Annotated in this window: 10 protein-coding genes; 5 read left to right on the forward strand and 5 right to left on the reverse strand. The window is 73.5% G+C overall.

The features are described 5' to 3' along the window. Positions 1 to 33: 33 nt before the first annotated feature. On the forward strand, positions 34 to 660 hold the full coding sequence (locus tag NRP21_RS18285) for a glutathione S-transferase family protein (RefSeq protein ID WP_257717664.1): 627 nt from the start codon (positions 34 to 36) through the stop codon (positions 658 to 660). A gap of 266 nt (positions 661 to 926) precedes the next feature. Here NRP21_RS18285 and NRP21_RS18290 read toward each other — a convergent pair whose 3' ends face one another. The 4 genes from NRP21_RS18290 to NRP21_RS18305 all read right to left on the reverse strand — a co-directional run bounded on the left by NRP21_RS18290 (position 927) and on the right by NRP21_RS18305 (position 4,916). Beyond that, the gene (locus NRP21_RS18290; RefSeq protein ID WP_257717665.1) at positions 927 to 1,964 is read right to left on the reverse strand and encodes a lysophospholipase; all 1,038 of its coding nucleotides are present in this window, start codon (positions 1,962 to 1,964) and stop codon (positions 927 to 929) included. After that, the gene (locus tag NRP21_RS18295) at positions 1,964 to 2,746 is read right to left on the reverse strand and encodes a glycosyltransferase family 2 protein (RefSeq protein ID WP_257717666.1); all 783 of its coding nucleotides are present in this window, start codon (positions 2,744 to 2,746) and stop codon (positions 1,964 to 1,966) included. Before NRP21_RS18295 ends, NRP21_RS18290 begins: the two co-directional genes overlap by 1 nt. Continuing rightward, positions 2,743 to 3,537 (reverse strand): lysophospholipid acyltransferase family protein, encoded by a 795-nt coding sequence (locus tag NRP21_RS18300; RefSeq protein WP_257717667.1) that lies wholly within the window; start codon positions 3,535 to 3,537, stop codon positions 2,743 to 2,745. Before NRP21_RS18300 ends, NRP21_RS18295 begins: the two co-directional genes overlap by 4 nt. 392 nt (positions 3,538 to 3,929) lie before the next feature. Further along, positions 3,930 to 4,916: a DUF2891 domain-containing protein gene (locus NRP21_RS18305; protein ID WP_257717668.1), complete on the reverse strand. Its 987-nt coding sequence runs from the start codon at positions 4,914 to 4,916 to the stop codon at positions 3,930 to 3,932. 229 nt (positions 4,917 to 5,145) lie between these two features. Between NRP21_RS18305 and NRP21_RS18310 the strand changes: the two genes are divergently transcribed. Continuing rightward, positions 5,146 to 7,542, forward strand: coding sequence for a recombinase (locus NRP21_RS18310; protein ID WP_257717669.1), 2,397 nt, complete (start codon positions 5,146 to 5,148; stop codon positions 7,540 to 7,542). Positions 7,543 to 7,611: 69 nt separating this feature from the next. Here the strand turns inward: NRP21_RS18310 and NRP21_RS18315 are convergent, their stop codons facing one another. Beyond that, positions 7,612 to 8,208: a TetR/AcrR family transcriptional regulator gene (locus NRP21_RS18315; protein ID WP_257717670.1), complete on the reverse strand. Its 597-nt coding sequence runs from the start codon at positions 8,206 to 8,208 to the stop codon at positions 7,612 to 7,614. A gap of 217 nt (positions 8,209 to 8,425) precedes the next feature. Here NRP21_RS18315 and NRP21_RS18320 point away from each other — a divergent pair, with 217 nt between their 5' ends. From NRP21_RS18320 to NRP21_RS18330, 3 genes are read left to right on the forward strand one after another with little or no spacing between them, the layout of a single operon-like run. Beyond that, positions 8,426 to 8,923 (forward strand): (2Fe-2S)-binding protein, encoded by a 498-nt coding sequence (locus NRP21_RS18320; protein ID WP_257717671.1) that lies wholly within the window; start codon positions 8,426 to 8,428, stop codon positions 8,921 to 8,923. Continuing rightward, a complete protein-coding gene (locus NRP21_RS18325; RefSeq protein ID WP_257717672.1) occupies positions 8,920 to 9,978 on the forward strand; it encodes an FAD binding domain-containing protein in 1,059 nt (352 codons plus the stop codon). Before NRP21_RS18320 ends, NRP21_RS18325 begins: the two co-directional genes overlap by 4 nt. Then, positions 9,971 to 12,214, forward strand: a complete 2,244-nt coding sequence (locus tag NRP21_RS18330; protein ID WP_257717673.1) for a xanthine dehydrogenase family protein molybdopterin-binding subunit — start codon at positions 9,971 to 9,973, stop codon at positions 12,212 to 12,214. The genes NRP21_RS18325 and NRP21_RS18330 overlap by 8 nt, the downstream gene beginning before the upstream one ends. Positions 12,215 to 12,335: the final 121 nt, after the last annotated feature.

Here is a 12,335-nt window from a genome sequence, read left to right on the forward strand (position 1 = left end):
GCGGCCGCCCGCGCAACAGAAAGGCGATGCCGCATGTCCCTGACCATCTATGGCTGCCTGCGCTCCCGCGCCACGCGCCCGGTCTGGGCCGCGATGGAACTGGGGCTGGATTTCGAGCGCGTGCCGGTGATCCAGGCCTACCGCCTGAAGGACCCCGCCGCGTCGGACGCGCCGCTCAACACCGCATCCCCGGGCTTCCGCGCCATCAATCCCAACGGCCTGATCCCCGCCCTGGACGACGACGGCTTCGTCCTGAACGAGTCCCTCGCCATCACCCTCTATCTCGCCCGCAAGGCCGGCAGCCCGCTGGGCCCGCGCGATGCGAAGGAGGAAGGGCTGACGGCCATGTGGTCCCTCTGGGGCCGGGGCATCGAGGACGACTGCCTGTCCATCGTGCAGAAGCGAGACCCGGAAGCGGCCGCCGACCGCCTGCGCGCGCCCTTCGCCGTGCTGGACAAGGCCCTGGCCGAGGGCAACGGCTTCCTGGTGGGCGGCCGCTTCACCGTGGCCGACATCAACCTGGCCGAGATCATCCGTTACGCCCAGCCGGACCGCAGCCTGTTCGAGGCCGCACCCCATGTGCAGGCCTGGATCACCGCCTGCCAGGCCCGGCCGGCGTTCCAGGCCATGATGAAGGAGCGGGAGGGGGAGCCGGCCTGATCGCCGGCTGACGGTCTGTCCCGGGGAGAGGAAGAAGGAATTCTTCCTCTCCCCGGACCCCTCTCCATCATCTTTTTCTATCAGCTGGTCTGGGCTTCGCTAACGGTGCGCCTCGGCTCGTGGAGCCGAGGCGACTGCAAGGGCAGGATAGAGACCCTCACCGGAGGCCCCGTCTCAAGCCAGTTCCGCGGCAGCCCAATGCAGGTCCAGGAGGCTCAGCCTCCTGGTGGGGGTCCAGGGGGCAACGCCCCCTGGGGCCTCCCGCACTACCCCGCCACCTGCCGCGCCCAGGCCAGCCCGACGCCGTCCGCGCCGGAGGGGAGCGGGGCAATTGGGCGTTCCATCCAGGCCAGCATGTCCCCGATCACGGTGGCGGCCTGCAGGTCGCGCAAGGGCATGTGGTGGATGGCGCTGTAGTAGGCGATCCGCACCGGGGCGTCCGGGGGCAGGCGTTCCAGCAGGGCGCGCGTGGCCACGGGCGGCACGAGCTGGTCCCGCGCGCCATAGACGAGGAGCACCGGCGGCGTGGCCGGGCCCAGGCGCGGCGCCGCCGCCAGGGCGTCGTCCATCAGGTCCACCAGGCCCTTGGTGGCGTCCACCCGGGTTTCCCGGATCGTCAGGGGGTCGCGCGCCATGCGGCGCAGGGCGGTCATGTTGTCGGTGGGGGTGATCCCCGGCACGCCGGAGGAGACGGCAACGCGCGGGACGGTGTGGGAGAAGAAGTCGAGCAGCCCGACCATGATGCCGGGCATGGTGGCGCGCCCCCAGACGGCGGGGGCCAGCAGCACGTAGCCGGAGGCGGGCGGCGGGGCGGGGCGCGCGGCGGCCAGGAGCAGCACGGCACCGCCCATGCTCTCTCCCAGGAGAAAGAGGGGGACGTCCGGGTGCCGGGCCTTCAGCAGGCGGGCAGCGGCGGCGGCGTCGTCCGCCAGGGTCTCCGCCCCCGGCCAGACGCCGCGGTTTGGCGCGCCCCCGAAGCCGCGCTGGTCGTATGCATAAACGGCGAGCCCCGCCTTGTTCAGGGCGGGGGCCGGCTCCGTCATGAAGTTCCGGCTGTCGTTGAAGCCGTGAAGGCAGAGCAGCACGGCGCGGGGCGCCCCTTCCGGCAGCCAGGCGCGCATGGGCAGCCGCGCGCCATCGGCCATGACGAGCGCCTCCTCGCCCAGGGCGGGATCGGCGAGCGGGGGGCCGGCGGGGATGATCTGCGGGGTGCAGGCGGCCAGCGGCAGGGCGAGGAAGGCGCGGCGAGACCAGGAGAGGGCAGTGGGCATCGCCCGCCATGTGGCGATGCGGGAGCCGGGCATCAGCCCCCTGCTCCCCGCCCCGCGCCCAGGCGCAGCCGCCGCGCGGCCAGCACGGGCAGGCGCGCCAAGAAACCGAGGACCAGCCGCGTGTGCATGCCCGTCAGCAGCAGGTTGTCCCGCCCGTAGCGGAAATGGGAGACGCCGCCCTGGTCGGGCGTGAAGTAGCGCACGGCCGCCTCCAGGTTCCGCACCGGCACGCCCCGCCAGGCCAGGCGCACCACCGCCTCGGCGTCGAAGTCGTAGCGGCGCATGAAGGGGTTGCGGCGCATGATCCGCAGCAGCGGCGCGATGGGATAGACACGGAAGCCGTAGAGGCTGTCCGCGATCGCCTCCCCTCCCCGGCTGCACCACAGAGTCTCTAGCCCCGCCCACCAGTTGGAGACGCGGCGGCCCCGCACACGGAGCAGCGGCGCCTCCGGCCCGAAGACGGGGCGGCCGAGTATCATGGCCTCCGGGTGGGCCGCGCTCTCGGCCATGAAGTCGGGGATGCGGTCGGCGGGGTGCTGGCCATCGGCGTCCATGGTCAGGGCATGGGTGAAGCCCTCGGCGGAGGCCGCCTCCAGCGCGTCGCGGATGGCCGCGCCCTTGCCGCCGTTGCGCGGCCGCTCGATCAGCCGGAAACCCGGGTCGCGGATGGCCCGCAGCGGCTCCGCCGAGCCGTCCGTACTGCCATCCACCACCACCCACACCACGGGCCAGGCGGAGCGCGCGGCCGCAACCGTCTCCGCCAGGCGCGGTCCGGTGTCAAAGCTGGGAATGACGACGAGGTGCGTGCGGCTCAACGCGGCGTGGTTCCCAGTTCAGCGGCTATCTGCCGGCGCAACCCTTCCGCGAAGGCTTCCGCTCCGCCGGCTACCACCACGCGCTCTCCCAGCCGCACGCGGTAGCGGAGCGGAAAGGCCGGGCGGCGCCAGATCGGCCAGCCTTTGCCGAGGTAGCGCGTGTTGCTCTCGATCACCACGGGCTGCACCGCCGCGCCGGCGCGGCGGGCCATCAGCGCGAAGCCCGGGTGGAAAGGGCCCACCCGCCCGTCCGGGCTGCGCGTGCCCTCCGGGAAGACCAGCAGGTTGACGCCCGCGCGCAGCGCCTCCGTGGCGCGCCGGATTACGGAGAGGCCGCCGGAATTGGGGATGTATCCCGCCAGCCGCCCGCCGCCGAGCAACGGGTTCCGCTCCAGCCCCGCCTTCATGATGCAGACCGTATCCGGCACGCGGGACACGACAAGCATCACGTCAATCATCGAGAGGTGGTTGGGCACGAGGACGAGGCCGCGCGCGTCCCGCAGCCCGTCGAGCGCCGCGAGGTCGAACCGGGCAAGGTCTGCCCGCTCGATCAGCCGCAGCAGGATCCGGAAGCCCCGGCCGATGGCGCGCCGGCCGAAGGCGGCCCCCTGCCCCGCCGGCAGAACCGCCCACAGCCCCAGCGCCACCACCCCCCAGCCCAGGTAGAGGATCCCGAAAGCCGCGAGCACGCCCCAGAAGGCCAGCACGTCCCGCAGCCGGCGCGGCCGGTCCGGCGGGGGCAGGGGCGGCAAAGGGTCCGCCGCGGGCGCGGCGGGGTGCGGCGGTGGCAAGCGGTTCCCCTCCGGACGGTCAGGGCCATCGTGGCCCCGGTTCTCGTTCGGCGGGCGGGAGGATAGCACGGGAAGCGTGGCGGTGCCCTAGGCTGGGAGTGATGGGAAACCGTCCTGGCCCTTGCCTCTCGCTGGCGGTCTGTGGCCAGGGAGAGGAAGAAGGAATTCTTCCTCTCCCCGGACCCCTCTCCATCATCTTCTTCTATCAGCTGGTCCGAACATCGCTGACGGTGCGCCTCGGCTCGATGAGCCGAGGCGACTGCAAGGGCAGGATAGAGACCCTCACCGGAGACCCCGTCTCAGATCGGTCCCGCGGCAGCCCGATGCAGGTCCAGGAGGCTCAGCCTCCTGGCGGGGGTCCAGGGGGCGGAGCCCCTTGGGGCCACCCAGCCTTATCCCTCCATGGCCAGAACCGCGAAGCTCGCCAGCCAGTGCTCGCCCATGTAGTGCCCGGCCACGTGCGGTAGCCCGGCCGCCAGATGCCGCTCCGCCGCGGCGAGCATCGGCGCGCGGCGGGGATCCTCCGGGTGCAGCGCCGCGGCCAGGCGGCGCCAGCACCAGGCGCGCGAGAGGTTGAGCCCGTCCAGGTGGGCGATCTTGCCGTCCGTCCGGTCGGAGACGGTGGCGGGGGTGAAGAGGGTGGCGGGCTCTCCGGCCGCGATCTCCGGCAGGAAAGCATCGAACCAGGGCGCGAACTCCCCGGGCGGCAGGAGGCGGGCCATGAGGGCGGCTTCGATCAGGGCGGGGGAGAGGAAGTCGTCGCCGGAGGGCTCTCCCCAGGCCGGGCAGGCGCGGTCCGCGCCGTACCAGCGCCGGGCGGTGCCCCGCAGCAGAGAAAGGTCGGCCACCATGAAGTCCGCGGCCATCAGCAGGCCGAAGGCGGTGTTGGGGTGGGCGCCGACGCGTACGGGATAGGTGGCGAGGGGCAGGAAGTCGCGGAAGCGTTGCGCGAAGCTCTCGGCCAGGGGGGACAGGGTGGCGGCCCAGGGGGCGTCGTGCCGGGCCAGCTCGGCGGCCAGGGCCAGCAGCCAGCCCCAGCCATAGGGGCGCTCGAAGCCCCGAGCGCCGGGGGCGGCGAGGTAGGCCACCTCCCCCGCCACGGCCTCCGGCGTGATCCGGCGCTCGAACAGGGCGCGGATGGCGGAGGCGGCCTCCATGGCAGGGAAGCGACGCAGCAGGCGCGCCAGCATCCAGTAGCCGTGGACGCAGGAGTGCCAGTCGTAGCTGCCGAAGAAGACCGGGTGGAGATCCGCCGGGGTGCGGGCATCCGCCGGCCCCGCCAGCACGTGTCCGGGCTTGTTCGGGTACTCCCGCTCCACATGGCCGAGGGCGATGAGGGCCAACCGGTCGGCCAGGGCGGCGTTGAGAGCGTTCTGCATGGGGTGATCTGACCGGCCCAGGGCCGCCCCGCCAAGCCGCGAATCGGCAGAAGCCAACGAGTCGCGCCTATCGGGCGGGGCCAGTTGATTCCTGGCCCGGAAACATCATCTTGTGTGGTGTGACCAGTGGCACCCACAGGATATAGTGTTTTCAGGGCCGATTCGCGGCCCGGACGCGCGAGCCCCCAGGGCCACGCGCCACCCCGATGCGAAGATCCGGAGCGTGCCGATGGACGGCTTCCACACCCACCCCCGCATGGCGGCCTTGCTGCCCGGCGCCGCCTTCGGCGAGGCGCCGCTGCCCGCGCGCGCGCTGGACGAGGGCATGGGCGTGGCGGTGGGCCGCCGCACCGTCTTCCGGCCGGAGGACGGGGAGGATTTCGGCCGCGTGGCGGACCGGGTGGCGGCGGGGAACACCGCCCTGGCGCCCGCGCCGGACATGCGGGAGCGGGCGCGGCTGCGGAACGCCATCGCCACCGGCGCGCTGCTCACCTCCGGCCGCCACCTGCAGCACGGGGATGCGGGGCAGGCCGGGCGGAACATGGAGGTCTTCACCAACTGCGCGACCGCCATCGCCTCCTTCGCCGAGTTCTACCTTCTGCTGAACGGCTCCGGCGTCGGCCGGGCCTATGACGACGCGCTCTGCCCCGTGGACTGGGCGGGGGCGCCGACCCTGCTGCTGCACCTTTCCCCTGACCATGCCGACTACCCGAGGGACCGGGCCGCGCTGCGCCGCTTCGGGACGGAGCTGAACCTTCTGCCCTGGGGCACGGACGATGCCGGCTTCGACGCCGCCGCGGAGGCGAGGGTGCGGGACTTCCTGGCGGCCGAGCTGCTGTCCGACCTCGCCGCCGCGCCGGAGGGCGCCATCATCCACCGCGTGGCGGACAGCCGGGAGGGCTGGGCCAAGGCCGTGGAGAGGCTGGAGGCCATGGCCTTCGCGGGCGAGCGCGACCGCGTGCTGGTGATGGACCTTTCGGATGTGCGCCCGGCCGGCAGCCCCATCCGCGGCATGCAGGGGCGCCCGGCCTCCGGCCCCGTCTCCCTGCTGCGCGGGCTGCTGAACATCCGCCGCCACGTGCTGGAGCCCGCCCGCGCCGGCGGCATGGAGCCCTGGGAGCAGGCGCTGCTGGTGGACCACCACCTCTCGGTCGAGGTGCAGGTGGGCGGCGCCCGCCGCGCCGCGCGCATGGCCACCAAGTCCTGGCGCGACCCGGGCGTTCTCCGCTTCATCCGCGCCAAGTCCGAGGGCGGGCTCTGGACCGCCAACAACTCGGTGATGGTGGATGCCGAATTCTGGGGCCGCGTGAACGGCCCGGAGGACGCGGACCCGCTGACCGCCCATGCGAAGGCGGTGTTCGCCGAGGCCACGCGCTGCGCCTACATCAACGGCGAGCCCGGCTTCATCAACGGCGACCGGCTGGAGGATGTCCGCACCGGCACCGCCTGGGACAAGCCCGTCCACGCCGATGGCCGGGATTTCCGCAGCGCCCGCTATCAGGTGGACCACGCCGCCCCGCTGCTGGCCGAGGCCGCCCGCCGCGCCGCCACCGCCCGCTTCCCCGTGACGACCAATCCCTGCGGCGAGATCACCCTGCACGTCACCGGCGGCTACTGCGTGATCGCGGACTTCGCCCCCCTGCTGGCCTGCCCCGCTGATCTCGACAGCTTCGCCCCCGGCGAGGCACCCGGCGACGTGGCCGCCCTCTGGGACGCGCGGGTGGAGGAGAGCGTGCGGCTGGGCGTGCGCTTCCTCATCCGCGCCAACCGCATGGATGCGCTCTACGGCGAGGAGGTGCGGCGTACCAACCGCATCGGCATCGGCCCCACCGGCCTGCACGAATGGGCCTGGATGCGCTTCGGCCTGGGCTTCCATGACTTGCTGGACGAGGCCCGGTCCCGCCCCTTCTGGGGCGCCCTCGCCCGCCTCTCCGAGGCCGCCAAGGCGGAGGCGAACGACTACGCCGACGCGCTCGGCATGGCCCGCCCGGTCACCGTCACAACGGTGAAGCCTGCCGGCACCACCAGCAAGCTCTTCGGCCTGACCGAGGGCGCCCACCTGCCCGCCCGCCGCCAGTATCTCCGCTGGGTGCAGTTCAAGGGCACCAAGGACGCCGCCACGGGCGAGTGGCTGCCCGGCACCGACCCGCTCCTCCCGGAATACGAGGCCCGGGGCTACCCTGCCCGGACCCTCCGCAGCTTCCCCGGCATGAGCATCGTGGGCTTCCCCACCGTGCCGCTGGCGCTGCGCCTGGGCCTCGGCCCGAAGCTCGTCACCGCCCCGGAGGCGAGCCCCGCCGAGCAGTACGCGTGGCTGCGCCTGCTGGAGCGCCACTGGATCGGCGAGCACCAGGGCAACCAGGTCAGCTACACGCTGAAGGTTTACACGGACCAGGTGGACCTGGACGCCTTCCGCGCCATCACGGCCGCCGAGCAGCCGCGCATCCGTTGCTGCTCCGTCCTCCCCAGCCGCCCGGACCACGAGCTGGGCTACGAGTACCTGCCCGAGGAGGAGGTGCCCGCCGGCCGCTTCGCCGCCATCGTGGAGGGCATCGCGGACGGGGCGGTGCGCGAGGCGGTGGACTGGGCGCACCTCCAGTGCGCAAGCGGGGTCTGCCCGATCTGAGGCGGGTCGATTCCCCGGACCACCTCGGTGTCCGGGCCGCCGCGGATGGGATGACCGAGGGGCGGCGCCTCAGCCGGGCGGCTGCCCCCGGAGGCGCAGCCCGTCCACGAAGACGTCGATCAGCCGCAGCACGCTGTCCTGCCAGTCCGGCCTGTCCTGGGCGTAGCACATGCCGATCAGCGCCCGGAGAACATCCTCCGGCCCGATGTCGTCCCGGATCTCGCCGGCCGCGGCACCGCGCGCCAGCAGCTCTCCCACGGCCTGGGTGAGGCGGTCCGACGAGTAGGCCATCAAGTCCGGGTTCTTCTGCGTCGCCAGGGCGAGGGCGGCCAGCATGCCCTTCTTCGTGGCCACAAAGGCCACGTTGGCCCGCAGCCAGAGGCGCAGCGCCTCCGCGGGGCTCGCTTCCGCCTTCAGGGCCTGCACCAGTTCGACGAGCTGCTCCACCTCCCGCCGGTACACCGCCTCGAAGAGGGCCTCCCGCGTCGGGAAGTGCCGGTACAGCGTGCCGATCCCCACCCCCGCCTGCCGCGCCACCCCCTCCAGGCTCGCGGCCGGGCCGCCCTGGCTGAACACCGCCTTCGCCGCCTCCAGCACGCGCTCGCGGTTGCGGATGGCGTCGGCGCGGGGCTTGCGCCCGTCCCCGGCCCGGGCACCCGATTTCACACGGCCCTCATCATTCGCCTCTTGCAAACGGAGGCACCCTCCATATTCTAACCCGCAGGACGTGGGGACGGTACTCACCACCCATCCCGCGCCCGGTTCTTCAACGCCGCCACGACCCTTTCGTCCAGCCCCATCCAGGAAAGGTCGCATGGCCGTTTCCGGAGCATGGCGGGCGCACGGGCGGATGGTGGCGCACAGCACCCATCGGAGGCCCAGCATGAGTTGGTCCATCACCCTCACCGTCAACGGCGAGCCACGGCGCGTCGAGCTGGACGACCCGCGCGTCACGCTGCTCGACCTGCTGCGCGAGCGCCTGGACCTGACGGGCAGCAAGAAGGGCTGCGACCGCGGCCAGTGCGGCGCCTGCACCGTGCTGCTGGACGGACGGCGCGTGAACTCCTGCCTCGCCCTCGCCATCAGCCACGACGGCGCCGAGGTGGTGACGATCGAGGGGCTGGCGCGGGACGGGGCGCTGCACCCCGTGCAGGCCGCCTTCATCGAGCACGACGCCTTCCAGTGCGGATACTGCACCCCCGGCCAGATCATGAGTGCGGTGGGGCTGATCGGCGAGGGCCAGGCCGGCGACGACCCCGAGCGGGTGCGGGAGGGCATGAGCGGCAACCTTTGCCGCTGCGCCGCCTACAAAGGCATCACCGAGGCGGTGCTGGAGGCCCAGCGCCGAATGGGCCAGGACGGCTGGGAGGAGGCGGCATGAACCGCTTCGACTACCTGCGCCCCTCCACGGTGGCCGAGGCCGTCGCGGCCGCTTCCGTGCCGGGCAGCGCCTATCTCGCGGCGGGGACGAACCTGCTGGACCTCATGAAGGGCGGCGTCGTCCGGCCGGAGCGGCTGGTGGATGTCAGCCGCCTGCCCGGGCTGGACGGGATCGAGGCGCTGCCGGACGGCGCGCTGCGGATCGGCGCGCGGGTGCGCAACGCCGACCTGGCGCATGACCGCGACTTCGCGCGCCGCTTCCCGGCGGTGGCGGAGGCCCTGCTCTCCGGCGCCTCCGCGCAGCTGCGCAACGCGGCGACGGTTGGCGGCAACCTGCTGCAGCGCACGCGCTGCGCGTACTTCTACGACCCCGCCAGCGCCTGCAACAAGCGCGAGCCCGGCGCCGGCTGCGACGCGCTGGAGGGCGAGAACCGCCTGCACGCCGTGCTGGGCTGGAGCGAGCGCTGCATTGCCACCCACCCCTCCGACTTCTGCGTGCCGCTGGTGGCTCTCGGCGCGATCGTCGAGATCGAGGGGCCGGCGGGACGGCGCGAGGTGCCGCTTGAGGAGTTCCACCTCCTCCCCGGCGAGACGCCGGAGCGCGAGAGCGTGCTGGCGCCGGGCGAGCTGGTGGTGGCGCTGCGCCTGCCGCCCGGCGCCGATGCCTTCGCCGCCCATGCCCGCTACGTGAAGCTGCGCGAGCGCACTTCCTACGCCTTCGCCGTCGTCTCCGCCGCCGCCATGCTGCGGATGGAGGGCGGCACGATCGCCGAGGCGCGGCTCGCGCTCGGCGGCGTCGCGCTGAAGCCCTGGCGCGCGCGGGAGGCGGAGGCCGTGCTCGCCGGCGCCCGCCCCGAGGCGGCCACCTTCCGCCGCGCGGCGGAGGCGGCGCTGGAAGGGGCGCGCCCCTCCGGCGAGAACGGCTTCAAGATCGAGCTGGCGCGCCGCATCGCCGCGCGCGCCCTGGCACTCGCCGCCGCCGGCACGCCGGAGCGCATCCCCGCCCTTCCCGCCTCCCCCATGGCCCCCGTTTCAGGAGGTGCTCTCCATGGCTGAATCCGTCATCCAGCTCCGGCACGGTTCCAGCATCGGCCAGCCGCTGACGCGCCGCGACGGCCCGCTGAAGGTCACGGGCGCCGCGACCTACGCGGCCGACAACAACCCGCCAGGCCTGCTGCACGCCGTGCTGGCCGTCAGCACCATCGCCCGCGGTTGCGTGGCGGCGCTGGACCTGGCCGCCGCGAAGGCCCATCCCGGCGTGGTGGAGGTGATCACCCCCGCCAACCGCCCTGCCCTGGCGATGGACCCGGACGAGAAGGCCGGCCCCTTCAGCTTCCGCCAGGAGCTGCTGCAGAACGACCGCGTGCGCTACGCCGGCCAGCCGATCGCCGTGGTGGTAGCGGAGACCCTGGAGGCGGCAACAGAGGGTGCCCGGCTGCTCGCGCCACGCTACGAGGCCGAGGCGGTGCAGGCCGGGCTGGACGGCGCCGATGTCTTCACCCCCGCCGCCATCGGCGTCGGCAACGCGCCGAACATGCAGCACGGCGACGCGGAGGCCGGCCTGGCCGCCGCGGAGGCCGGCATCTCCGCCACATACGACACCCCCGCGCAGTACCACAACGCGATGGAGCCGCACGCCGTGGTGGCCGCCTGGGACGGCGACCGCGTGACGGTGGATACGCCGAGCCAGGGCCTTGCCTTCGCCGTGATGCGCATCGCCGGAATCTTCGGCATCCCGCCGGAGAACGTCCACGTCCGCAGCCCCTTCCTCGGCGGCGGGTTCGGCTCCAAGGGGCTGATCTCCGGCCCGCAGCTCCTCGGCATCCTCGCCGCGCGTATGGTGGGGCGGCCGGTGAAGCTCGTGCTGTCGCGCCCCCAGATGTACGGCCCCGTGGGGCACCGCGCGCCCACGCGCCAGACCTTCCGCATGGGCACGGACAGCAAGGGCGCGCTGACGGCGATCGCGCACCACGTCCGCACCGCCAGCAGCCGCTACGACGACTTCTTCGAGCCTGCCGTGGGTGTCACCCACACCCTCTACGCCGCGCCCGCCATCGAGACGACGACGGACGCGGTGCGGCTGGACACCGGCACGCCCACCTTCATGCGCGCCCCCGGCGAGGCGAGCGGCAGCATCGCGCTGGAGAGCGCGATCGACGAGATGGCCGAGGCGCTGGGCATGGATCCGCTGGAGTTCCGCCTGCGGAACTACGCCGAGGTGGACCCGGCCTCCGGCAGGCCCTTCTCCTCCAAGGCGCTGCGGGAGTGCTACGCGCAGGGCGCGGCCGCCTTCGGCTGGGAGGGACGCCCCCTGGCACCCCGCAGCATGCGCGATGAGAACGGACTGCTGGTGGGCTGGGGCATGGGCACCGCGACCTTCCCCGCCCTGATGTTCGGCGCCCAGGCCCGCGCCGTGCTGCGGCGGGACGGCAGCGGCGTGGCCGAGACCGGCGCGCACGACATGGGCCAGGGCGCCTGGACCGCGCTGGCCCAGATCGCCGCCGACAGCATGGGCCTGGACATCGACCGCATCGAGTTCCGCGCGGGCGACTCCAAGCTGCCCGATGCCGGCATCGCCGGGGGCTCCGCCCACACCGCCACGGCAGGATCCGCCCTGCGGAGCGCCGGCGAGGACGTTGTTGCGAAGCTGGCGGAACTGGCAATGGCCGACGAGCGATCCCCGCTTTTCGGCGCCGGCAATGCCGGTGTGATCGCCCGCAACGGCCGGCTGCTGCGGCGCGACGACGAAGCGCGCAGCGAGAGCTACGCGGACATCCTGGCCCGCGCCGGGCTGGACGAGATCGAGGGCAAGGGCCGCGGCGCGATGGATCCCGCCGCGCAGGAGCACTACTCCATGCACTCCCACGGCGCCGTCTTCGCCGAGGTGAAGGTGGACCCCGAGCTCGGACAGGTGCGCGCCACGCGCCTCGTCGGCGCCTTCGCCGCCGGCACGGTCATCAACCCGCGCCTGGTGCGTAGCCAGTACTACGGCGGGATGATCTGGGGCGTCTCCTTCGCCCTGCACGAGGCCGCCGTGATGGACCCGCGCTCCGGCCGCGTGATGAACGCGAACCTTGCCGAGTACCACATCCCCGTGAACGCCGACGTGCCCTCGGTGGAAGCCATCCTGGTGGAGGAGCACGACCCGCACGTGAACGCCCTTGGCATCAAGGGCGTGGGCGAGATCGGCATCACCGGCTCGGCCGGCGCTGTCGCCAACGCCGTGTGGCATGCGACAGGCGTGCGCGTGCGGCGCTTCCCGATCGCGATCGAGGCGCTGGCCTTGGGCTGACGGTCTGTCGGGGGGGGGGGGGGGGGGGGGGGGGGGGGGGGGGGGGGGGGGGGGGGGGGGGGGGGGGGGGGGGGGGGGGGGGGGGGGGGGGGGGGGGGGGGGGGGGGGGCGGGCGGGGGGG

The organism is Roseomonas populi, from assembly GCF_024594815.1.
Classification (GTDB): Bacteria; Pseudomonadota; Alphaproteobacteria; order Acetobacterales; family Acetobacteraceae; genus Roseomonas; species Roseomonas populi.